The sequence below is a fragment of the Roseomonas sp. 18066 genome (assembly GCF_902706185.1).
Lineage (GTDB): Bacteria > Pseudomonadota > Alphaproteobacteria > Acetobacterales > Acetobacteraceae > Pseudoroseomonas.
Map to the genome: position 1 here is coordinate 1 of NZ_CACSJM010000104.1, position 23,583 is coordinate 23,583.

At 72.3% G+C, this 23,583-nt stretch carries 16 protein-coding genes; 13 read left to right on the plus strand and 3 right to left on the minus strand.

All coding sequences use genetic code 11. From position 1 onward, the window contains the following. Together mlaD and GVN67_RS19535 are read right to left on the minus strand one after the other, a co-directional pair. The coding region (gene mlaD, locus GVN67_RS19530; protein ID WP_159999007.1) for an outer membrane lipid asymmetry maintenance protein MlaD at window positions 1-539 on the minus strand (539 nt) is incomplete at its 3' end. 19 nt (window positions 540-558) lie between these two features. Continuing rightward, window positions 559-915 carry an NADH-ubiquinone oxidoreductase subunit NDUFA12 family protein gene (locus GVN67_RS19535; RefSeq protein ID WP_159999008.1) on the minus strand — a complete coding sequence of 119 codons (357 nt, stop codon included), beginning with the start codon at window positions 913-915 and terminating at the stop codon, window positions 559-561. A 358-nt stretch (window positions 916-1,273) separates the two neighbouring features. On the opposite strand from GVN67_RS19535, the gene GVN67_RS19540 reads away from it, so the two are divergent. Genes GVN67_RS19540 through GVN67_RS19550 form a run of 3 tightly spaced genes read left to right on the plus strand, consistent with a single transcriptional unit; the run spans window position 1,274 to window position 3,716 of the window. Further along, the gene (locus tag GVN67_RS19540) at window positions 1,274-2,788 is read left to right on the plus strand and encodes a TSCPD domain-containing protein (RefSeq protein ID WP_159999009.1); all 1,515 of its coding nucleotides are present in this window, start codon (window positions 1,274-1,276) and stop codon (window positions 2,786-2,788) included. Window positions 2,789-2,826: 38 nt separating this feature from the next. Next, window positions 2,827-3,297, plus strand: coding sequence for a RidA family protein (locus GVN67_RS19545; protein WP_159999010.1), 471 nt, complete (start codon window positions 2,827-2,829; stop codon window positions 3,295-3,297). After that, entirely contained in the window at window positions 3,294-3,716 is a 423-nt protein-coding gene (locus tag GVN67_RS19550; protein WP_159999011.1) for a GNAT family N-acetyltransferase, read from the plus strand. The genes GVN67_RS19545 and GVN67_RS19550 overlap by 4 nt, the downstream gene beginning before the upstream one ends. A gap of 96 nt (window positions 3,717-3,812) precedes the next feature. Here GVN67_RS19550 and GVN67_RS19555 read toward each other — a convergent pair whose 3' ends face one another. After that, window positions 3,813-8,360 (minus strand): choice-of-anchor I family protein, encoded by a 4,548-nt coding sequence (locus GVN67_RS19555; protein WP_159999012.1) that lies wholly within the window; start codon window positions 8,358-8,360, stop codon window positions 3,813-3,815. Between the two features lie 228 nt (window positions 8,361-8,588). On the opposite strand from GVN67_RS19555, the gene GVN67_RS19560 reads away from it, so the two are divergent. From GVN67_RS19560 to GVN67_RS19605, 10 genes are all read left to right on the plus strand, one after another. Then, entirely contained in the window at window positions 8,589-9,962 is a 1,374-nt protein-coding gene (locus tag GVN67_RS19560) for a YcjX family protein (RefSeq protein WP_159999013.1), read from the plus strand. A 134-nt stretch (window positions 9,963-10,096) separates the two neighbouring features. After that, window positions 10,097-10,894 carry a DUF697 domain-containing protein gene (locus GVN67_RS19565; protein WP_159999014.1) on the plus strand — a complete coding sequence of 266 codons (798 nt, stop codon included), beginning with the start codon at window positions 10,097-10,099 and terminating at the stop codon, window positions 10,892-10,894. A gap of 49 nt (window positions 10,895-10,943) precedes the next feature. Continuing rightward, a complete protein-coding gene (locus GVN67_RS19570; RefSeq protein WP_235035378.1) occupies window positions 10,944-12,116 on the plus strand; it encodes a GNAT family N-acetyltransferase in 1,173 nt (390 codons plus the stop codon). Next, a complete protein-coding gene (locus tag GVN67_RS19575) occupies window positions 12,116-13,006 on the plus strand; it encodes a DMT family transporter (protein ID WP_235035379.1) in 891 nt (296 codons plus the stop codon). The genes GVN67_RS19570 and GVN67_RS19575 overlap by 1 nt, the downstream gene beginning before the upstream one ends. After that, a complete protein-coding gene (locus GVN67_RS19580; protein ID WP_159999015.1) occupies window positions 13,003-15,030 on the plus strand; it encodes a DUF2075 domain-containing protein in 2,028 nt (675 codons plus the stop codon). Before GVN67_RS19575 ends, GVN67_RS19580 begins: the two co-directional genes overlap by 4 nt. A gap of 131 nt (window positions 15,031-15,161) precedes the next feature. Beyond that, entirely contained in the window at window positions 15,162-17,825 is a 2,664-nt protein-coding gene (locus GVN67_RS19585) for a DNA translocase FtsK (RefSeq protein WP_235035380.1), read from the plus strand. 97 nt (window positions 17,826-17,922) lie between these two features. Next, window positions 17,923-20,712 (plus strand): phosphoenolpyruvate carboxylase, encoded by a 2,790-nt coding sequence (locus tag GVN67_RS19590; protein ID WP_159999016.1) that lies wholly within the window; start codon window positions 17,923-17,925, stop codon window positions 20,710-20,712. Between the two features lie 90 nt (window positions 20,713-20,802). Continuing rightward, window positions 20,803-22,257, plus strand: a complete 1,455-nt coding sequence (locus tag GVN67_RS19595; RefSeq protein ID WP_159999017.1) for a calcium-binding protein — start codon at window positions 20,803-20,805, stop codon at window positions 22,255-22,257. A 104-nt stretch (window positions 22,258-22,361) separates the two neighbouring features. Then, the gene (locus tag GVN67_RS19600) at window positions 22,362-23,300 is read left to right on the plus strand and encodes an SPFH domain-containing protein (protein WP_200845319.1); all 939 of its coding nucleotides are present in this window, start codon (window positions 22,362-22,364) and stop codon (window positions 23,298-23,300) included. Further along, window positions 23,297-23,583, plus strand: a 287-nt coding sequence (locus GVN67_RS19605; protein WP_368667251.1) for an NfeD family protein, incomplete at its 3' end; no start/stop codon positions are given. The genes GVN67_RS19600 and GVN67_RS19605, both read left to right, overlap by 4 nt.

Below are 23,583 nucleotides of genomic sequence, written 5' to 3' on the forward strand. Positions count from 1 at the left end.
TCTCGGCACCGTCGCGCAGCATGGCGTCGGCGCCGCCGGGCGGGCGCCGCCTGGCCGTCGGTGCGCGGGGTATTGGCCGAGGTGAGCTCGGTCACCGAGAAGATGAAGCGGCCCAGCAGCGATTCCAGGCTGACCGCCGACTGGGTGATGCCGATCTCGGCACCGTCGCGCAGCATGGCGTCGGCGCCGCCGGGGACGAGGGCCACATACTTGCCGCCCAGCAGGCTTTCCGAGGTGATCTCGGCCGAGCTGTCGGTCGGCACCTCGATGCCGCCATCGACGCGCAGCTTCAGCACCGCCAGGTAGGTCTTGGGGTCGATGCGCTGGTCGACCACGCTGCCGACCTTGACGCCGCCGATGCGCACGTCGGCGCCGGCGCTCAACCCGTCGATGCGGTCGAACTTGGCGGTCAGGGTGATGCCGCCGCCGCTGCTGCCGAAGCTGCGGCCGGTCTGGCCGACGGCGAAGACCAGGAAGAAGGCGGCGACGGCCAGCACCACGGCGCCGGTCAGCACTTCGGCCAGGTTGCGGCTCTGCATCATGCGTCCTGACACGCGATCAGCTACCGGGGGTCCAGGCTTCGTAATCGCCGGCGGTGGCCGGGCGCGGGCCGCCGCTGGCCGCGGGCGCCGCCGGGCGATAGGCCAGGGCGGTGCCAGTGCGGTTCGGCGTGTGCTCCTGCTGCCAGGCGTGGCGCTTGGTCTCGGACAGCGGCGCATCGGTCACGTGATGCAGCCAGCAATGCCACTCGGCCGGCACCATGGTCGGGTCGGCCTCGCCCTTGTACAGGACGAAGCGACGCTTGCGGCCATAGCCGAGCCAGGTCTTGCGGCTCTCGTAATAGCTGTTGCCGAAGCGGTCGGTGCCGATCTTGCTGGCGGAGAAGCCAGTGGTCAGCCGCTGCAGGAAGGACATGTCTCGGTCATTTCCATGAGGCCGGGGGGATGGCGCCCGCCGGGGGAGCGGGCGGCCGCGAAGCATAGATGGGGCGCCCGGGCCTGGCTGGAAGCCCACCCCTGCACCCTCTCGGCGCTTCCTTCGCACATGCGGCGCCCGAGGGGAAGGCGAGGCCGCGCCCCAGCCATGACAGCCCCGTGTGCCAGCCCCGGCGCCGCGGCGTGGCTGCCGCCGAACCGCGGTCGGCCGCTTCCTCGCAACCGGCGCGAAATCAACGCCAAGCCCGCGTTTTGGCCATCCCCCCGCCTATCGCCCGGCGCGGCCTGCCGCTACCTTTTGCAGCATGGCACGGATTGCAGGCACCCCCTGGGAAGGCATGGCGCTGCGGCGCACGCGGGCATCGGCGGACCCCGATTCCCCGCCACGCGCCATCGCGCTGCCCGCCACCTGGGAACAGAGCGCGGCCGAGGCCCTGGCCTGCCTGGCCCCCGGGCTGGGCCCGGTCTCGCTGCCCAGCCTGGCCGAGGGCTGGATCGCCCGCCTCTCCGCCCGCGCCTTGCAGACTGGCGTGCTGGAGGCGATCGACGCCGTGGCCCTGGCCGAGTCGCTGCGCCAGCTGGTGATCACCCGCCGCGGCGCCCCCGGCGCCTCGACCTGGCGCGGCGATGCCAAGGTCGAGCCACGCTTCGTGCTCAACCTGCCGGCCTTCCTCGATTCCGCCGGCGGCTTCGACGCGGCCGGCTATGCGGCGGCCGTCGGCACCGGGGTGCAGGCGCTGGAGGTGCTGACCGGCGGCCGCGCGCAGCGGCTGCGGCTGGGCTTCGCCGACCTGTCCGGCCTGCTGGCCGCCTGCGGCCTGGCCTATGATTCCCCCGCCGCCCGCGATGTCGCCAATGCGCTGTCCGCCCTGACCCGGGGTGCTGCCGAGCAGGCCAGCGCGCGGCTGGCCGAGAAGCATGGCGCGCGCGAGCCCGCCGCCCTGCTGTGGCCCGCGCCGCCCGCCCGCTGCGCCATCCCCGGCCTGGCGGTGGCCGCCCGCCGCGCGCTGGATGCCGCCGGCGCGACGCAAGGGCTGCGCCACCATGGCAGCTTCGCCCTGACCGCGGCGGATGCGGCCGAGGCGCTGCTGGGCTGCGAGACCGGCGGCCTGGCCCCGGCCCAGGGCGCCACCCGCCTGGTGCTGGACGAGGACGGCCGCGTCGCCGAGCAGCCCACCGTCGCCGCCCGCCGCGCCGCCCTGCTGCAGGGCGAGCGCCAGGCCGAGACGCTGCTGGCCCCGGTGCCCGACGCCGCCCGGGTGGCGATGGAAGCCGCCATCCGCCCCTATCTGCATGCCGCCGCCCCGGCGCCGCTGGCGCGCCCCGAGCCGGCCCGGCCGCTGCCGGCGCCGCGCCCCGCCGTCGCCGCCCGCGGCAATGTCTGGCGCGTCGTCGTCGGCGGCCACCGCGTCATGCTGCGCACGACGGAGGCCGCCGATGGCAGCCTGGTCGAGATCGGCCTGTCGATGAGCAAGGAAGGCAAGGATGGCAGCGCGCTGCGCGGGCTGCTGGACGGCTTCCTGCAGGCGGTGAATATCGGCCTGGCCCGCGGCGTGCCGCTGTCGGATTACGTCACCGCCTTCTCCTATACCCGCTTCGGCCCCTCCGGCCCGGTGGAGGGGGATGCCGATATCCTCTGCGCCACCTCGGTGATGGACTGGGCCTTCCGCCGGCTGGCGATCAGCCACCTGGGCGGCGGCGAGGCGCGCCGGCTGTGGCCGGACCCGACCATCGAGGAATGCGCCGTCGACGCCGTCGGCCTGCCGGGCGATCGCGGGCCGCTGCTGCCGCTGGACCTGCCGGCGCAGCCTTCCCCCGCCGCCCGCCGCCGGACCTTCCGCCTGGTCGGTTGAGCGGCGCCCCCTGATCGTCTGAAGGAAGGAAAAGCCCCATGGCCGGAAACGTCGCCCAGCGCCTGGCCGGGCTCGGCATCACCCTGCCGACCCCGGCCGCGCCCGTCGCCAACTACGTCCCCTTCACCCTCGGCCTCGACGGCCGGCTGGTGGTGGTCTCCGGCCAGGTGCCGATGCGCGACGGCCGCGTCGCCTTCACCGGCAAGGTCACCGCCGACGGCATCGACACCGGCAAGCAGGCCGCCGAGCTCTGCCTGGTCAACGTGCTGGCGCAGCTGCAGGCGGCGGTGGGCGACCTCGACCGGGTGACCCGGGTGATCCGCCTGGGCGGCTTCATCGCCGCCGGCCCCGACTTCACCCAGCATGCGCTGGTGATGAACGGCGCCTCCGACCTGGCCGTCGCCGTCTTCGGCGAGGCCGGGCGCCATGCCCGCAGCACCATCGGCGTGCCCTCGCTGCCGATGGACGCCGCCGTCGAGGTCGAGGGGATGTTCGAGATCGCGCCTTGAGCGACGATTTCGAGGTCTCCGACGACGCCGACCCGGCGATCCGCGGCGCCATCCTGGAAGGCCTGCTGGCCTATAACCGCTCCAAGGTGGGGCCGCCGGGCACCCGGCCGCTGCATGTCGTGGTGCGCGACCCGGAGTCGGGCATCGTCATCGGCGGGCTGACCGGGCGGACCGACAAGGGCTGGCTGTTCATCGAGCTGTTCAACCTGCCGGAAGAGCTGCGCGGTGGCGGCCTCGGCGCGCGCCTGCTGGCCGCGGCCGAGGACGAGGCCCGCGCCCGCGGCTGCGCCGGCGTCTGGCTGGACAGCTACAGCTTCCAGGCGCCGGACTTCTACAGGAAGCAGGGCTATGTCGAGTTCGGCGCGGTGCCGGACAATCCGACCGGCCATACGCGCTTCTTCTTCCAGAAGCGGTTCTGAGACGGAAAAGGGGCGCTGGCCGGGTTGGCCAGCGCCCCTTCTGATTCGGGCGGCCCGATGAGGGGGCGCGGCGCGATGCCGCGCCCCCTTGCCGCATCAGGCGATCAGCAGCTCCTCGGTCACCGCGACGGGCAGGCGCCCTTCGAAGAGGCCGGTGGTCAGGTAATGCGCCAGCGGGTCGATGCCGGCCTCGGCGATGTCCTCGTTCGCCGCCAGATAGGCCGAGGTGTCGAACAGCGCCGAGGGGTCGCGGCCTTCCTTGAAGCCATAGGTCTGGAAGTGGACCAGGGCGTCGACGCCCGAGCCCGCCACGTCCGCATTGTTCTCCAGGTAGTAGGAGGTGTCGAAATAGGCGTTCGGGTCGCGCTGCTCGGCGGCGCCGAAGGCCGTCCAATGGGCGAAGGCGTCGACGCCGGCCGCCGCGACGTCGCCATTCGTCGCCAGGTAGAACTGGCGGTCGAAGCCGCCCTGCAGGTCGCTGCCCACGGCGCGGACCGTGGTGCGGCCCTCGGCCATGCCATTGGCCAGGTAATGCGCCAGGGCTTCGATGCCGGCCTCGGCCACGTCGGCGTTGATCGCCAGGTAGCCGGCATTGTCGAAGTCGAGCGAGGCGTCGCGCCCCTCCTCGCCGCCATAGAGACGGTAATGCTCCAGCGCGCCCATGCCCGAGGCCGCCACGTCCTGGTTGGCCGCCAGGTAGAAGGAGGCGTCGAAGACGGCGTTCGCGGCACGGCCCTCGGCGGCGCCGAACTTCGTGTAATGCGCTTCCGCATCCAGCCCGGCGGCGAAGACATCCGGGTTGGCGACGTAGTAGGCGGCGGCGTCGAACAGCCAGTCGCTGCCCTCGAGGCTGATCGCGGCATCGGCGAAGCGCAGCTGCTCGATGCTGACCAGCGTGGTCTGGCCTTCGTCGCTGCTCAGCACCAGGCTGCTGCCGGCGCGGGCCAGGCTGTAGTCGGCGATGGACCCGGCGAGCACCGCCGTGTCGGTGCCGGTGCCGCCATCCAGCCGGTCGCTGCCGCCGCGGCCTTCCAGCACGTCGTCGCCGGCGCCGCCCTGCAGGAAGTCGCGGCCGGCGGTGCCGACCAGCGTGTCGGCGCCCTCGTCGCCCGCCTGCCGGGCGCCAAGAACGGTGTCCTCCCGCACAGAGACATTCTGGATGCGCTCGTCGGTGGCCTGGCCGGCATCGACCTCGTTATAGGCGGTCTCGGCGGTGCCGTGCTCGGCCTTCAGGTATTCGGCCAGCGCGTCCTGCTCGCTGCCGCGGGCGGCGAAGGTGGCCTCGCCGTCGGACAGCGCCGCGTTGTCCAGCAGGTCGATGCGGTCGGTGGCGTAGAGGCCGATCGGATAGCCGTCGCCGCCATCGGCCAGGTAGCTCAGCGTCACCATGCGGATGTCGCGGGCGGCATCGCCCACCAGCTGGCCGTCGACCAGGATGGTGTCCAGCACCTGGCCGTCCTCGCCCAGGATCACCAGGTTCTGGATGCGGGCGCCGGCCACCGCGACGCTGCCGTCGACATTCAGCTTCTGCGCCGTGGCCGAGGCGTCATAGCTGAAGGAGACGCCGCCGACCTGGCCGAAGGAGCCCGGGGTGGCGCCCGGCGCGACGCCGGCCACCGCATGCTCGAAGATCCGCACCAGATCCCCGGCAGAGACGGTGACGATCGACAGCGCGTTGTTGAAGCGCAGCGAGTTCTCGATATCGAGCTGGCTGACGCCGCCTTCCGGCTTGTTCGCGTCCGGATTGGCCTGCGGAGGCAGCTCGCCCGCATCCGCCCCGGTGCCGATGGCGCCGATCTCGGCGCGGATGCCGCCGCCATTCTTGATCGAGACGGTCACCGCCGCATCGACCTGCCTGGCCACGAACAGGTTGGCATCGGCCGAGAGGTTGCCGAGGTTGGTCTCCTCGGTGCGGACCTCGCCGCGGCGGCCTTCCAGGTAGACATCGGTGAAGCCCAGGACATTGCCGTCCTTGGCGCCGATCACCGCGCCGATGGCGTCGGTCACGTCCTTGACGGCGCCGCCGCGGGTGCCCTCGGCATAGGCGTCCTCGTCGCCCCAGAGTTCTTCCACAGTCTCTTCGTTGACCACCACCGGGCCCGACACAGCCGGGTCGATGCTGTCGGGGATGATGTTGCCCTCGGCGTCGAAGGTCAGCACCAGCCGGCCGACATAGGAGTATTCGTTGTTGGTGTTGACGATGGCGACATTGCCGCCGTCGGCGCCGGTGACGATCACCGGATAGGTCTCGGAAGCCGTGTCGCCCGGCTGCAGCACGTCGCCCTCGTTGGCGAAGGTGGCGTGGCTGCCGCCGGAGATGATGACATCGACGCCGGACAGCTTGCCGGCCAGGTCGAGCTCCAGCTGGTACTGCTGCAGGTGGCTCAGCAGGATGATCTTGTTGAGGCCCTGCTCCAGCATCTGGTCGACATAGACCTGCAGGATCTCGGCCAGCTCGTCGGTGTTGTTGACGCCGCCGTCGCCGGCCGGGTCCTTCACGGTGACGCGGCCGGGGGACGAGATCGAGGCCAGCAGCTGGGTGGTGACGCCGAGCACGCCGATCTGCTCGCCGCCTTCCTCGATGATGGTCCAGGGCGAGACCTGGGCGTCGGCGGCCTCGGCGGCCAGCGCCTCCGGCGTCGCCAGGTCATCGGCGGTGGTCGCGTAGCTGGCGGCGTCGCGCAGCAGCTCGGTGAACAGCGCCGCCATCGCCGGGTCGCCCGAGAAGTCCAGGTTGGCGGCGAGATAGGGGAACATCGCGCCGATCGAGGTCACCGCGGCGGAGGTCGTGCCGCTGCCCTTGGTGAAGTCGATGGCGGCGGCCACCGCGTTGGAGCCGAAGTCCCATTCATGGTTGCCGAAGACGCTCGCCTCGACGCCGATGGCGTTCATGATGGCGATGTCGATGGTCGACGGGTTCAGCGCCAGGCCGGCCAGGTCCGCGGGCTCGACGCCCAGCAGCCAGGCATAGAGGTCGACCAGCTCGTCCTTGACCGTGGGGTCGGTGCCGGCGGCGTTGAACGGGCTCGGGATGTAGTTGTCGCCCGAGGACAGCGTGATGCTGTTGGCGTAGCTGTCCTCCAGCTTGTCGACGATCGCCGCGAACTGGCTGGCGCGGTCGACGGCGGCGAGGCCCGCCTCGAAGTCGGAGGCATGCAGGATCTGCAGCGTGAAGGTGCCGCCGGCGGTGGGCGTGACGCTCAGCTCGTGCAGCGTCGTGGTGCCCGAGCCCTCGGCCGGCGAGATCAGCATCGGGCCGTCGATGCCCTCGGGGGCGTCCGCGGCGTCGACGAAGAGGATGGCTTCCGGCGCGTCGCCGACCGGGATGATGCCGGCATAGTCGGCGGCGTCCGGCCCGGTGATGGCGAAGGCCATGACCGAATCGGCGCGCTCCAGCGCCAGGAAGGCGTAGAGCTGGCCGTCGATGGTGCCCAGCGTGACGCTCTCGGGCTCGGGGCCCTTGTCGTCGGAGCGGCCGTCATCCAGCAGCTCGGGGGCGTGCTGGAGCAGCATCTGCTCCATCATGTCGCCGGAGTCGAAGGTCTGCACCAGGCCGTCCTCGGTCACTTCCCAGATCGAGAAGCTGCGGCCGCCGAGCGTGTGGATGACGTCGATGTCGCCGTCGCCATCGGTGTCGCCATCGACCAGCGAGATGTTCAGCCGGCCCATCACCGCATCGGCCTGCAGGGCGGCGATGCCCTCGGCGCCGCCGAAGGTCGCCTCGTCCAGCACGGCGTCCTTCAGCCGGCCGACATCGTTGTAGTCACCCCATTCGGAGGCGTCGCCCTCGTTGGCGGTGACCAGGTAGGTCTTGCCGTCCAGGTCGAAGGTGGCGATGCCGTCGGGCATGTAGAGGCCCTGCACCGGCGCCGTGCCGATATTCGCGCCATCGTCGCGGTCGGAGGTGTCGAGGCCATTGCCCTCGATGGAATGGTCCTTGGTGCCCAGCGCGTAGACGCCGGTATATTCCATCGTCGTCAGGTCGAGCACCGCGATCGCGTTGTTCTCCTGCAGCGTGACATAGGCCTTGGTGCCGTCCTTGGAGACGGCGATGTATTCCGGCTCCAGGTCGGTCGCGGCGGTGACGCCGTCCACGCCCTTGATGCGCACGCCGGCGGCGATCAGCGCCTCGGTGTCGAAGCCTTCGAAGCCCAGGAAGGACATGTCGCCGGAGGCCACGTCGATGACGGCGACGCCGCCCACCGGGTCGCCCGAGGCGTCGACGCCGTAATTGTCGTTGGGCTCGCCCTCGATCGCCACCAGCAGGCGGGCGCCATCGGGGGTGAAGGTCACCATGTCGGGCACCGCGCCGACCTCGACCGCGCGCAGCAGGGTGGCTTCGCTGCCATCCTCGGCGATGGTGTAGAAGGCGACGGTGCCGTTGCTGCCGGGCTCGGCGCCATCGAAGGCGACGGCCATCACGTTGCCGTGGACGGCGACGCTGTTGCCGGTGCCGAGCGTGCCGAGATCGGCCTTCGGCAGGTCGAAGCGCAGCGCGCCGGTCGCGGCGTCCAGCGCCTCGACGCCATCGGGACCGAGCACCAGGACCAGGGCGCGGGCGGCGTCATAGGCGACCACCTCGGCGCTGCCGGCGGTGGAGGCGGAACTGTCCTTGGTCCAGAGAAGATCGGATTGGATGGCCATGTGTGCGTTCCCGCCGCGAAGTGGTGTCGGGCGCGGGGGTTACCGAAGCATGAACGGCGCTTCATGCTTGGTTTGGTGACATCGCCGGGGCCTGAGCGATTGCAGCTTCGTCTTATGAACGCAGCGGTTGATGAGGCTTGAGCTTTGGCGCGCCTGGCATGGGGCGCATGGCATTGGCCTGGGGCCTGGCGCACCCCACCTAAGCCGTCTGGAGCAGAAGGACGCACAGTGGACCGCTTGCTGCACGGCATGGCGCGGCTCGGCGACGAGGCCGAGCGCCTGCTCAACGAGACCAGCCTTCGCGTCGCCATCACCGGGCTCAGCCGCTCGGGCAAGACGGTCTTCATCACCTCGCTGATCAGCAACCTGCTGGCGCTCGGCCGCGGGCGCGACAGCCTGCCGGCGCTGACCCGGCAGCTGGCGGCCAACGGCCAGCGGATCCTGGCGGTGCGGCTGGAGCCCTCGGGCACCCAGGCGCTGGACTGGTTCGACGCGGCGGAGAAGCTGCGCGACCTCGCCGGCGCCACGCCGCATTGGCCGCCGCGCACCGCGGACCTGGCCAGCGCCGCGCTGACCCTGGTGGTGGCGCGCAGCGGCCGGCTGGGCGGCCTGCTGCCGCCGCGCCGGCTGCGGCTGGAGCTGCTGGACTATCCCGGCGAATGGCTGCTGGACCTGCCGCTGCTCGACCAGGATTTTTCCCAGTGGTCGGCGGCGACGCTGGCGCAGCTGAAGCAGCCGCCGCGCGCCGCGCTGGCCACCGACTTCTTCGCCTTCCTGGCCAGCTTGCCGCCTGACGCCCCGGATGAGGACGCGGTCGCCCGTCGCGGCTTCCTTCTCTATCGCGACCTGCTGGTGGCGGCGCGGGATGAGCTCGGGCTGCGCTGGCTGCAGCCGGGGCGCTTCCTGGTGCCGGGGCCGAAGGGCGACAGCCCGATGATGTGGTTCTTCCCCATCCCCGGCCAGGGCCCGGCGGCGCCCGGCTCCTTGCGCGACCTGCTGGCCCGCCGCTTCGACGCTTACCGGGAAGATATGCGCCGCAGCTATTTCGACCCCTGGTTCGCCCGCTTCGACCGCCAGGTGGTGCTGGTCGACGCTCTGGGCGCGCTCTGCGGGGGCGAGGGGGCCTTTGCGGACGCGCGCCAGGCGGTGGCGCAGATCGCCCGCGCCTATGACCAGCGCAGCCGCTCGCGCTGGCTGCGGCTGCCGATGCTGAAGCGGGTGGCCTTCGCCGCCTCCAAGCTGGACCATATCCCGCCTGTGCAGCGCCCCGCCTTCCTGTCGATGTTCCAGGCAATGCTGGGCGAGACCGGGCCGAAGGCGCGCCACTTCGCGCTCGCGGCCCTGCGCAGCACCGAGGACGGGGCGCCCACCGTCAGCCCCCCCGTGGTCTTCGGCGTGCCATCGGGCGAAACCCGCCGCCGGCCCTTCCGCCCCGGGCCGATCCCCGATTCGATCCCGCCCTCCGGCGACCCCTTCTGGCGCCGGCCCTATTTCGCCCTGCCGGAATTCCGCCCGCCGGTGCTCGACCCCGAGGGGCGCGAGGGCCTGCCGCATCTCCATATGGATGCGCTGCTGGCCTGGCTGCTGGAGGACGCGCTGTGACCCTGCCGCCAAAGAAAGCCCCTGTCCGCGAAGCTGGCCCCGGCTGGGCCGATGCGCCCGAACCCGCGCCGGCCTGGGACCCCGGTTGGGACGCGGCTCCGGTCAATGGCGGGTTGGTGCGGCATGAGGGACCCGTGAGCCTGACGCCGGTGGCGCCTGTCGCCGGCGCCGGCTGGCTGCGCAGCCTGGGCCTGGCCGGCGGCGCCGTCGGGCTGCTGGTGCTGGGCGGTGGCGGGCTGTGGCTGGGCGTCACCCTGGACGAGCTGTTTGCCCGGTCGGCAATCCTCGGCTGGGCCGGCAGCGCGCTGGGGGCGGGGGTGCTGGGGCTGCTCGGCGCCGGGGCCTGGCGGGAATGGCGGGCGCTGCGCCGCCTGTCCTCGCTGGACCGCCTGGCCGAGACGCTGAAGGAAACCCCGGACGCCGCGCCGCCGCCGCGCGCCTTGCTGCGCTGGGCCGAGTCGCTCGCCGCGCGCCTGCCCGAGGCCGCCCCCGCCATCGACCAGATCCGCGCCGCCAAAACCCTGGGCGAGGCGCGCGGCCTGGCGGCCGGGCTGCTGCAGCCGGTGCTGGCGGCGCGCGTCGCGGCGCTGGGCGGCCAGGCGGCGCGGCAGGTCTTCGTCGCCACCGCCGTGATGCCGGCCCCCGCGCTCGATGCCGCGGCCATGGCGCTGATCGGGCTGCGGCTGATGCGCCAGGTCGCCGAGCTGCATGGGTTGCGCCCCGGCGCGCTGGTGCTGGCGCGGCTGCTGCGGCGGCTGGCCTTCTCCACGGGCCTGGCCGTCGGCACCGAGATGGCGGTGGAGGCCGGGCTGGAGCAGATGGTCGAAGGCCATGCCGCCAAGCTGGCCGGCGGCGCCGCGGGGGCCGCGGTGGCGGCCCGGCGGATGGCGCGGCTGGCGGCGGCGACCGGCGAGGCCTGCCGCCCCTTCTGAACCTATCCTTTTGGCAAGCCGAGGTTGCGCCGCGGCGAAGCCAGCGCACATGCTGGGGACCATGCCGGACAGCGCCCCCGAACTGACCCTGCGCCTGCATCCGAAGATCGCCGAGATCGCGGCCATCGACTGGGATGCCTGCGCGGGCGACGACAACCCCTTCGTCAGCCATGCCTTCCTCTCGGCGCTGGAGGAAAGCGGCTCGGCCAGCCCGCGCAGCGGCTGGCTGCCGCAGCACCTGGCGCTGCGCGACCCGGGCGGCCGGCTGCTGGCCGTGGCGCCGGCCTATGCCAAGAGCCATTCCTACGGCGAATATGTCTTCGACCATGCCTGGGCCGATGCCTTCGAGCGGGCCGGCGGCGACTACTACCCCAAGCTGCAGGTGGCGGTGCCGTTCAGCCCGGTGCCGGGGCCGCGGCTGCTGATCCGCCCGGGCTCCGGCCTGCCGCCGGCCGCCCTGGGCCAGGCGCTGGCGCAGGCGACCGAGCAGCTGGGCTTCTCCTCCGCCCATGTCACCTTCTGCGGCGAGGCGGAATGGACCGCGCTGGGCGAGGCCGGCTGGCTGCGGCGGCTGGGCACCCAGTTCCACTGGCTGAACGACGGGTATTCGACCTTCGACGATTTCCTGGCGGCGCTGTCCAGCCGGAAGCGGAAACAGCTGAAGCGGGAGCGGCGCGACGCGCAATCCGCCGGGCTGGAATTCCGCACCCTGCAGGGCGCCGCCATCACCCCGCGGCACTGGAAGGCTTTTCATCGGTTCTACATGGACACCGTCGACCGCAAATGGGGCAGCGCCTATCTCACCGAGCGCTTCTGGCCGCTGCTGGCCGAGCGGCTGGGTGACCGCGTCGTGCTGATGGTTGCCGAGCGCGACGGCGAGCCGGTGGCCGGCGCGCTGAACCTGATGGGCCGCGACGCGCTTTATGGCCGCAACTGGGGGGCGTCGGTGGAGGCGCCCTTCCTGCATTTCGAGCTCTGCTACTACCAGGCCATCGACTTCGCCATCGCCCAGGGCCTGAAGCGGGTCGAGGCCGGCGCCCAGGGCCAGCACAAGATCCAGCGCGGCTACCTGCCGGTGCCGACCTACTCCGCCCATTGGATCTGCCATGGCGGCCTCCGCCGCGCCGTCGCCGAGTTCCTCGAGGCCGAGCGCCCGGCGATGCTGGAAGAAATGGCGGCCCTCTCCGAGGCCTCCCCCTTCAGGGCCGCCGACACCGACTGATGCTGACCGCCTATCTGCAGCTGGGGTCGTCGATGGCGCTGGTCGGCGCCAATGTCGCGGTGTCGAAGCTGCTGACCGCGGCCCTGCCGGTGGCGATGATCCTGGGGCTGCGCTGCCTGCTGGCCAGCCTGGTCCTGTGGCCGCTGGCGCGCCGCCGCGAGGGCCGCGTCCGCCTGTCCGGCCTGGCCCTGCTGAACCTGGCGGCGCAGGCGGCGGTGGGGACGCTTTTGTACAACGCCGCGCTGCTCAGCGGCCTGCGCCACACCACGGCGCTGGAGGCCGGGCTGGTGCTGGCGACGCTGCCGGCGGTGATCGCCATCGGCTCGGCGCTGTGGCTGCGCGAGCGGATGCCACCGCGGCAATGGCTGGCGGTGGCGCTGGCCGGCGGCGGCATGGCGGCGATCACCCTGGCGCGGCTGGCCAGCGGCGAGGGTGGCGGCAGCAGCAGTCTCTGGGGCAACGCCCTGGTCTTCGTCGCCGTCTGCGGCGAGGCCGCCTATGTCCTGCTGGCGAAACGCCTGGTCGGGCGCGTGCCGCTGGTCACCGCCAGCTTCTGGATGCAGGCCTTCTCCCTGTTGTTGCTGCTGCCCTTCTGCCTGCCGGTGCTGGGCGCGGTGGCGGCGCTGGCCGATCCGGCGGTCTCGGCGCTGCTGGTCTTCCACAGCCTGACGGCCTCGGTGCTGTGCCTGCTGCTCTGGTATGCCGGGCTGCGGCGGGCACCGGCCGGGGTGGCCGGCATCTTCTCGGCATTGCTGCCGGCGGCCGCGGCAGGGATGGCGGTGCTGGTGCTGGGCGAGACTTTCTCCACCATGCACGGGGTAGGGTTCCTGCTCATGCTGGCGAGCATCGGCTTGGCGACCTGGCCTCGCCGGGAGAGGGGCGCGCGGTGAGCGGCTGGGTCGAGGCGACGGGCGTGGTTTTCCTGGCGGATCGCCCGAGCGATTGGGCGGCGCGGCTGGCGGCCCGCCAGGCCCGGCAATTGCGCGAGGTGACGCCGGAACAGATCGCCTCCTGGGAAGCCCTGGCCAGCCTGCTGCAGACGACGCTGCGGCAAATCCCAGGCGCGGAATCCTGGACCGTGCTGCTGGAATTCGATCTGCTGCGGCTGGAGAAGCGCATCGACGCCGTGCTGCTGACCGACCGCGCCATCCTGGTAATCAAGTTCAAGCACCGCGCCACGGCCTTCACCCGCGCTGACCTGGCGCAGGTGGAGGATTACGCCCTCGACCTTTTCGACTTCCATGCCGGCAGCCGCGCCCATCCGGTGGTGCCGATCCTGCTGGCCGAGAAGGCGCCGCCGCCTGTGCAAAGCCTGCCGCTGCTCTGGCATGGCGTGGTGCCGCCGCTCATGAGCCCTGCCGCCGGTCTGGCCGGGCTGCTGGCGGCGATCGACGCCTCGATCCCCGCCCCGGCGATCCCGCTGGACGGCGCCGCCTGGGCGCGGGCGCCCTATCGCCCGGTGCCCGGCATCATCGAGGCGGCGCAGCGGCTGTTCGACCGGCATGGCGTCGAGGAGATCGCCTCGGCGCGGGCCGATGTCGCCAATCTGCGCGCCACCACCACGGCGATCCGCCGCGCCATCGCCGGGGCGCGGCAGGCGGGCGAGCGGCGGGTGGTCTTCGTCACCGGCGTGCCCGGGGCCGGCAAGACGCTGTGCGGGCTGAACCTGGTCTTCGGCCAGGCGGCGGAGGAAGGCGCTGCCTTCCTGACCGGCAATGCGCCCCTGGTCGCGGTGCTGCGTGGCGCGCTGGAGCGCGATGCGGTGCAGCGCCAGGGCCGCACCCGCCGCCAACCACGGCGCGAGGCGCGCAGCCTGCTGCAGAACGTCCACCGTTTCCTGGAGCACCACCAGCGCCACCGCGACGAAATTCCGGCCGAGGCGGTGGTGGTCTTCGACGAGGCGCAGCGCGCCTGGGATGCGCATCAGGCGCAGCGCGACACCCAGCGCCGGCGCTCAATCCTGACCGATTCCGAGCCGGCGCATCTGCTGGAGATCATGGCCCGCCGCCCGGGCTGGTCGGTGATCGTGGCGCTGATCGGCCAGGGGCAGGAGATCAACACCGGCGAGGCGGGGCTGGCCGAATGGGGCCGGGTCATTGCTGCCAGCAACGGCCTCTGGCGCGCCACGGCAGCACCGGCCGTGCTGGACATCGCGGCCGAGCCGGCGCAGCGCCTGGCCACGGACAACCCGGCATGGCTGCAACCCGACCCCGACCTGGCGCTGACCGTGCCGGTGCGCTCGGTGCATCACGACCGTGCGGCCGATTGGGTGGATGCGGTGCTGAACGACCGGCCGCAGCAGGCCGCTGGCATCGCCGCCGCCGGCGACCTGCCTTTCTATCTGACCCGCGATCTGGGCGCGCTGCGGCATGCCTTGCGGGAACAGGCGCGCGGCTTGCGGCGGGCCGGGCTGGTCTGCTCGGCCAAGGCCAAGCGGCTGCGCGCCGAGGGGCTGGGCGCCCAGCTGCACGGCGCCGATGCCGAGGTGGTCAATTGGTTCCTCTGCCGCTGGCCGGATATCCGCGGCTCCGACGCGCTGGAGGTCTGCGCCACCGAATATGCCTGCCAGGGGCTGGAGCTCGACTGGGTCGGGCTGGCCTGGGGCGGCGACTTCATCCGCGGCCCTTCCGGGTGGCGCGCCCGCCGCCTGTCGGGCAGCCGCTGGCATTCGGTGGCCCAGCCCGAGGCACAGCGACATATCCGCAACACCTACCGGGTTTTGCTGACCCGCGCCCGGCATGGAACCCTGATCTTCGTGCCCCACGGCGACCCGGCCGATCCCACCCGCCCGCCGGCCGACGCCGAGGCCATCGCGGCTTATCTGCTGTCCTGTGGCGCGCGACTCCTGGCAGATGCAGCAGATTCGCCGCCCCGCAAGGCGCAGCTCCCGCTTTTGGACGCCATGGCAAGCTGAAACGGGGCCGCGCCACCGCGCCCGGTTGCAGCGGCGCGCCGACGATCACCTCTCGCGAGAGGTTTCCTTCTATGCCAAGCCTTTGCCATGCTAGCTTCACGCATCCGCTCAGCAACTGACGACTGAGGCCCATGCCGCGCGCTCTCGCAGACCGATCTTCCTCCACCGTCGCCTCGCCCGGGGGGCGGCTGGCCGACGGGGCCCGTCGCTTCGCCTCCCCGGCGCTGAAGGCAGCCCTCGCCCGGCGCGGGGCGGAACTGGCCGGGCTGGCGCTCGGCCTCATCGGCCTCGGGCTGATGGTGGCCCTCGTCAGCTACAATCCGGGCGACCCGTCCTTCTCCACCGCCACCAACGCGCAGCCCACCAATCTCGGTGGCTGGGCCGGCGCGATGGTCGCCGACCTGATGCTGCCGACCTTCGGCTGGGGCGCCTATCTGCCGGTGGGCGTGGCCCTCGGCTGGGCCTGGCGGCTGGCGACGCATAAGGGCCTCGCCCCCTTCGCCGGGCGGGCGCTGGCCGTCCTCGTCGCCGTGCCGCTGCTGGGCGCCGCCCTCGACCTGGCGCCGCTGGCCGCCAACAGCCCGACCATCGCCGGCCCCGGCGGCGCCATCGGCGCGCTGCTGGCCGAGAAGATCGACGCGCTGTTCGCCGCCCTGCTCGGCCCGGCGGGGAAGCTCGCCGCCCAGGTCGGCATCGTCGCCCTGGCCGGGTCGCTGTCCTTCGCCGCGCTCGGCGTGCCGCTACTGGCCTGGCGCCAGGCCGGGCGCGCCGCCGGCTCGGCCGCCCGCGGCGGCGTCGGCCTGACCTCGCGGCTGATGAAGCGCAGCGTCGATGCGCCGCAGCCGCCGCCGCAATATGCCTGGGCCGAGGAGGCGCCGGAGGAAGGCGCGCCCAGCCTCGGCACCCGGCTCGCCGCCCCCTTCAAGGTGGTGGGCGGCGCCGTCGGCGGGCTGTTCACCCGCCGCAGCGAGGCGCCGTCGCCGCAGCTGGCCGCCATGCTGCGCGCGGCCGATGCCGCCGCCGCCGAGGCGCCGCCGGGCGGGCTGCGGCCGCGCCCGGCGCCGATGGTGACGCCGGCGGCCGCCCGCCGCGAGCCCGGCTTCGCCGCCCGCCAGCGCCACCCCGAGCCCGAGGCGCTCGAGGAGGATGACGGCGAGCTGATGCCGGAGATGGAGATGGAGGCGCCGCGCCGCGCCCCGGCGCCGGCGCCGCGGCTGGTCGAGCGCGCGCCGCCGCCGGCCCCGCCGCGCCGGCCGGCCAAGCCCGCGCCGCTGCCCGAGCCCAGCCGCTTCCAGCTGCCGCCGCTGGACCTGCTGGAGGCGCCGCCTGCCCGCCGTGCCGCCGGCCCCAGCGAGGAGGCGCTGCAAAACAATGCCCGCCTGCTGGAATCGGTGCTGGAGGATTACGGGGTGCGCGGCCGCATCGTCGAGATCCGCCCCGGCCCGGTGGTCACGCTCTACGAGCTGGAGCCGGCGCCCGGCACCAAGTCGGCCCGCGTCATCGGCCTGGCCGACGACATCGCCCGCAGCATGAGCGTGATGGCGGTGCGCATCGCCACCGTCCCCGGCCGCAATGTCATCGGCGTCGAGCTGCCCAACGCCAAGCGCGAGATGGTGTTCTTCAGCGAGATGATGGCGGCCGAGGACTGGGCCCGCCACACCGCCAAGCTGCCGCTGGCGCTGGGCAAGGATATCGGCGGCGCCCCGGTGGTGGCCGACCTGGCCCGCATGCCGCATCTGCTGATCGCCGGCACCACCGGCTCCGGCAAGTCGGTCGGCATCAACACCATGATCCTGTCGCTGCTCTACCGCTTCACGCCGGATGAGTGCCGCTTCATCATGATCGACCCGAAGATGCTGGAGCTGTCGGTCTATGACCGCATCCCGCACCTCCTGGCCCCCGTCGTCACCGAGCCGCCCAAGGCGATCGGCGCGCTGAAATGGACCGTGCGCGAGATGGAGCGCCGCTACCGCGCCATGTCGCAGCTCGGCGTCCGCAACATCGGTGGCTACAACGAGAAGGTGCAGGCGGCGCTGGCCCGCGGCGAGGTGCTGACCCGCCGCGTGCAGACCGGCTTCGACCCGGACACCGGCAAGCCGGTCTTCGAGGACCAGCCGCTGGCGCTCGCCCCGCTGCCGATGATCGTCGTCGTCATCGACGAGATGGCCGACCTGATGATCGTCGCCGGCAAGGAGATCGAGGCCGCGGTGCAGCGCCTGGCGCAGATGGCGCGCGCCGCCGGCATCCATGTGATCATGGCGACGCAGCGCCCCTCGGTCGACGTGATCACCGGCACCATCAAGGCGAACTTCCCGACGCGCATCAGCTTCCAGGTGACGTCGAAGATCGACAGCCGCACCATCCTGGGCGAAATGGGCGCCGAGCAGCTGCTGGGCCAGGGCGACATGCTGCACATGGCCGGCGGCGGCCGCGTCAGCCGCGTGCATGGCCCCTTCGTCACCGACAACGAGGTCGAGCGCGTGGTCGAATGGCTGCGCGAGCAGGGCGAGCCCGCCTATATCGAGGAGGTCACCGAGACCGAGGAGGAAGGCGGCGACAGCGCCCTGTCCGGCATCGCCGGCGCCTCGGATGGCGAGAAGGGCCTGTTCGACCAGGCGGTCGCGCTGGTGACCCGCGAAGGCAAGGCGTCGACCTCCTTCATCCAGCGCCACCTGTCGATCGGCTACAACCGCGCGGCCAAGCTGATCGAGCAGATGGAGAAGGAAGGCGTCGTCGGCCCGGCCAACCATGTCGGCAAGCGCGAGGTGCTGGCGCGGCGCAGCGACGAGGATTGAAGCAAGGCCAGGGGAAGGAATTCCCCTGGACCCCCATCTTCTTTCTGTCGGAAAGAATCGGAACACAAATCCGCTTAGCGGGTGCAGCATGGCGCCCATGCCGTCCTTCACCGAAGCTGAGCTGATCGCCCTCGTCGCCGCAGCCCGCTCGACGGCGCGCGGCGACCCCTTCGCCAACCCGGCCCTGTCGGTCGCGCTGACCCTCAGCCGACGCCTCGACGAAGGCCAGGCCAGCCACGCCGACCTCGCCGGCATCCTGCGCCAGCTCGGCCGCGCCGCCTTCCTCGATAAGGCGCAGCGCCTGGCCAAGAGCGTCGGCGCCGGCCGGCCCACCGCCGACAGCGCGCTCGCCGCCATCGCCACCCGCATCGCCCGCCCCGACCCCGATGACAGCCCGGTGCCGCTCGCCGCCTTCCGCGCCGCCTGCGAACGCCCCCGCGCCGCCGCCGTCTTCACCGCCCACCCGACCTTCAGCCTGCCGCGCGAATCCGGCCAGGCCCTGGCCCGCGCCGCCGGCGGCATCCCGCCCGACGAGCCGCTGCCGCTGCGCCCCACCGCCCCCACGCTGGCCGACGAGTTCGAGCAGGCCGCTGCCGCCATCGCCAATGGCCGCGACGCGCTGGACCGGCTGGCCGCCGCCTTCCTCGGCACCGCGCGGGCCATCTGGCCGGACCGCTGGACCCAGCTCGACCCGCGGCCGGTGATCCTGGCCAGCTGGGTCGGCTACGACACCGACGGCCGCACCGATATCGGCTGGCACGACACGCTGCGCCTGCGGCTGCGCATGAAGCGGCTGCAGCTCGCCCGCCTGGCCGCGCAGTTCGCCGCCCTGCCGCAGGCCTGCACCGGCCCGCTGCGCGCCCGCGCGGCCGAGGCCCTGGCCGCGCTCGACGCCCAGCTCGCCGCCTGTCCCCCGGCCGGCACCCCTGACCCGGCGGCCGTCCAGGCCTTCGCCCAGGCGCTGATCGGCGGGCGCGAGGCGGCGCTGGTCACCCCCGCCCCGCTGCTCTCCCTGTTTCCCGCAGCGCTCGCCGCGGCGCGGGAGGAGGAGACGCGGCTCGCCCTCTGCGTCGCCCGCGCCGGCCTCGCCGCCCATGGCCTGTCGCTGGCCCATACCCATGTCCGGCTGAACGCGGCGCAGCTGCACAACGCCGCCCGCCTGCGCTTCCCGCATCTGGGCAGCGGGCCCGAGGACCCGGCCCGCCGCCGCGCCCTGTTCGCCGCCATCAACACCGCGCTGGAGGAGACCACCGCCGAGCCGGTCGATTTCGGCGGGCTGATGGCCGAGCAGGCCTCCGCCGCCCGGCTGATGATGACGGTGGCCCAGATCACCAAGCATATCGACGCCAGCCAGCCGGTCCGCTTCCTCGTCGCCGAGACCGAGAGCGGCTACACCCTGCTCGCCGCCCTGCTGCTGGCGCGTCTGGCCGGGGTCGAGGACCAGGTCGAGATTTCCCCCCTGTTCGAGACCGCGGAAGCCCTGGAGCGCCGCGGCGAGCGCGTGGTGGAGGAGGCGCTGCGCAGCCCGCACTGGCGCGCGCATCTCAAGCGCGTCGGGCGGCTCTGCCTGCAATTCGGCTATTCCGATTCCGGCCGCTATGTCGGCCAGATCGCCGCCACCCAGCTGATCGAGCGGCTGAAGCTGCGGGTGGCCGACCTGCTGGTCCGCCATGGGCTGGGCGGGCTCGAGGTCGTGCTGTTCGACACCCATGGCGAGGGCCTCGGCCGCGGCGGCCATCCCGACGGCCTGGCCGCGCGCTTCGCCTATCTGGAGCCGCCGGCGGTGCGCGCCGCCTTCGCCTCCCGCGGCATTCCGACCCGGCTGGAGACCGCCTTCCAGGGCGGCGACGGCTATCTGCTGTTCGGCACCCCGGCGCTGGCGCATGCGACCATCGCCCGCATGGCGGAGCATGTCTTCGCCCCCGTCCCGGCGGAGGTCACCGACCCCGCCTATGCCGAGGCCAGCCCGGCCACCGATCTTTTCGCCGGCGCCCGGGTGGCCTTCAACGGGCTGGTCGAGGATGCCGGCTATGCCGCCCTGCTCGGCGCCTTCGGCCCGGCGCTGCTGGACCGCACCGGCTCCCGCCCCGCCAACCGGCAGAGCGATGCCGGCGGCCCCGTCGCCATCCGCCACCCGCGCGAGCTGCGCGCCATCCCGAACAACGCCGTGCTGCAGCAGCTGGGCTTCCTGGCGAACCTGATGCACGGCCTCGGCCATGGCGCGCTGCAGGAGGCCGAGGCCTTCGCCGAGCTGCTGCACCACAGCCCGCGCTTCGCCAATGCCCTGGCCTTCGCCCGCGCCGGGCTGGCGCTGTCGGATGCCGATGTGCTGCGCGGCTATGTCGCCAGCCTGGACCCCGGCACCTGGCTGGACCGCGCGGCGCAGACCCGCCGCCCGGGCCGCGCCGCGGCGCTGCTGGCGGTGGCGACGGCGCTGGAGGAGCTCGGCCTCGGCGACCCCGCGCGCGGCGTCTTCCGCCGGCTGAAGGCCGACGACCTGGCGCTGCGCGCCGCTTGGCCGGGCCAGGCGCCGCGCATGCCGGACCGGCTTTTCGCGCTGCATGCGCTGCGCCTCTGCCTGATCCACCGGCTGTGGATCATCGCCGTCGAGGTGCCCGACTTCTCCCCCCGCCATGGCGTGACGCGGGAGGGGCTGCTGCGCCGGCTGCTGCGCCTCGACGTGCTGGCGGCGGTGGAGCTGCTGGAACAGGTCTTCCCCGCCAGCGAGCCCCCCGGCGCCGAGCTCGATTTCGCCGAAGCCCCGACGCCGCGCCATGACGGCTATGGCGAGGAACAGGACCGGCTGATTCGCCCGTTGCGCGAGATTTTCGCCCTGGTGCGCGAAGTTTCCGCTGTGGTGTCGCTGGAATGTGGTGCCTTCGGCTGAACGCGTTGATCTTGCTTATGTACTGATTTTCCTGCCTTTCATTGCGATCTTCGGAGATCATGCGACCGCCACGACCGGGAGGAATGGCGGATGAGCCGCAAGACCTATGACTACTCGACCTCGCCTGATGGATTGTCCTTCGTCGACCAATTCGATGGCCGGTATCAAATTTGGAATGGCCCGACGCTGCTCGAGACGGCGAATTTCGGCAGCCGCTTCACCCTGATCGGCACCGGTTTCGCCGACTACATGGAAGCCTTCTCGGCGAAGGTGGAGCTGCACGGCGGCGACGGCGACGACACGCTGCTGATGCTGAGCCCGGGTGGCACGGCGCTGGGCGGCGCGGGCGATGACCTGCTGATCGGCGGGCTGCTGGACCCGGAGGCCGACCCGGAGGCCTGGGTCACGCTGAATGGCGGCGCCGGCAACGACCACATGATCGGCCTGGACGGCAACACCCGCTTCGCCGTCGACAGCCTCTGGGATATTGTCGAGGAAGACCCCGACAACACCGGCATCGATGTGGTGATCGCCAGCACCAGCTACCAGCTGATGCCGGGCCAGGGGATCGAGGTGCTGCAGCTCGCCTCCTCGACCGGCAAGGCGGCGCTCTGGCTGACCGGCAATGAGTTCGACAACACGCTGGTCGGCAACGGCGGCAACAACAAGCTGGTCGGTGGCGGCGGCGACGACGTGTTGATCGGCAAGGGCGGCAACGACCTCTACGGCGTCGACTCGCCGGGCGATCGGGTGATCGAGGCGGTGGGCGGCGGGTACGACACCGTCATCGCCGGCACCAGCTACGCGCTCGAGGCCGGGCAGGAGATCGAGGTGCTGAAGCTGGCCTCGCGCACCGCCAAGGCCACTCTCTCGCTGACCGGCAACGAGTTCGACAACACCTTGATCGGCAACAACGGCAGCAACAAGCTGATCGGCGGCGCCGGCGACGACGTGCTGATCGGCAAGGGTGGCAACGACACCTATGGTGTCGATTCTGCCGGCGACCGGGTGATCGAGGCGGTGGGCGGCGGCCACGACACCATCATCGCCAGCGTCAGCTACGCGCTCGAGGCCGGGCAGGAGATCGAGGTGCTGAAGCTGGCTTCGGCGACCGGCAAGGCCAGCCTGTCGCTGACCGGCAACGAGTTCGACAACGAGATCTGGGGCAACAACGGCGCCAACCGGCTCGATGGCGGGGCCGGCAACGACACGCTGCATGGCAAGGGCGGCCGCGACATCCTGAGCGGCGGCGACGGCGACGACACCCTCGATGGCGGGCGGGATGGCGACTGGCTGACCGGTGGCGCCGGCACCGACACCTTCCTGTTCAAGGCCGGCGAGGCCAATGGCGATGTCGTCACCGACTTCAACGCCGCCGAGGGCGACCGCGTGCTGCTGGTCGGCTACGGCGCGCTGGAGGAGGGGGCGCTGCTGAACCAGATCGACCACCAGATCTGGCGCGTCGTCAGCGTCGACCGCAGCATTTCCGAGGACATCTTCTTCCTGGACACCATGCCGGCCTTCGGCGACTTCGTCTTCGCCTGAGGCCAGGGCCCCAACACAATCGCGACGGCGGCGCGGGCGGGCAGGCGATTTTTCGCGGCGCCCGTGCCACCTTCTCCACACATACCGGGGAGAAGAACGCCGCCATGATGTTGTCCGAAGGGGCCCTGATCGTCTTCGCCGTGCTGCTGGCGCTGGCCGTGCTCACCGCCTTCAAGGGCATTCGCACCGTCCCCCAGGGCGAGGCCTGGACGGTCGAGCGCTTCGGCGCCTTCACCCGCATCCTGCAGCCCGGGCTGAACTTCCTGGTGCCCTATATCGACGGCATCGGCCACAAGGTGAACGTGCAGGAGACGGTGCTCGACATTCCCGAGCAGGCCGTCATCACCCGCGACAACGCCAATGTCTCGGTCGACGGCGTCGTCTACTACCGGGTGATGGATCCGGAGCGCGCCGCCTACCAGGTGCAGAACCTGACCCTGGCGCTGACCGCGCTGTCGATGACCAATATCCGCGCCATCATCGGCGAGATGGACCTCGATGCGGCGCTGTCCTCGCGCGACAAGATCAACACCTATCTGCTCAGCGTGCTCGACGGCGCCACCGACCCCTGGGGGGTCAAGGTGACCCGCGTCGAGATCCGCAAGATCGAGCCGCCGGCCAATCTGGTCGCCGCCATGAACACCCAGATGATCGCCGAGCGCGAGCGCCGCGCCACCGTCGCCCGCGCCCAGGGCGAGCGCGAGGCCTCGATCGCCCGCGCCGAGGGCGAAAAGGCGGCGCAGATCCTGGAGGCGGAAGGCCGCCTGGAAGCCGCCAGCCGCGACGCCGAGGCGCGCGAGCGGCTGGCGCTGGCCGAGGCCGAGGCGACCCGCTCGGTCGCCGCCGCCGCCCGCGATGGCGGCGACGCCGCGCTGAACTACTTCATCGCCGAGCGCTATATCCGGGCCTTCGGCGAGCTGGCGGCCAACCCGGCCTCCAAGCTGGTGGTGGTGCCGGTCGAGGCCTCGGCGCTGGCCGGCGGCATCACCGGCGCGCTGGAGGTCTTTCGGCACGCGGGCGTCGCGGCGGGCCCCAAGCCGTGACCTTCGAACCCTGGGTTCTGTGGCTCGCGGGCGGGCTGCTGCTGATGGCCGCCGACCTGCTGATCCCGGGCATCTTTCTCGTCTGGGTCGGCGCGGCGGCGGTGGGGACGGGGCTGCTGGTGCTGCTGGCCGACCCGGCCTTTCCGCTGCTGGTCGTCGCCTATATCGCCCTGCTGGCGCTCGGCATCTTTTTGTCCGTTCGCTTCTTCCGGCCGGTGCCGCGGGCAGGGGGGGTGAACAGCCCTTCCTCCGGCCTGGTCGGGCGGCCGGGGCTGTGGCAGGG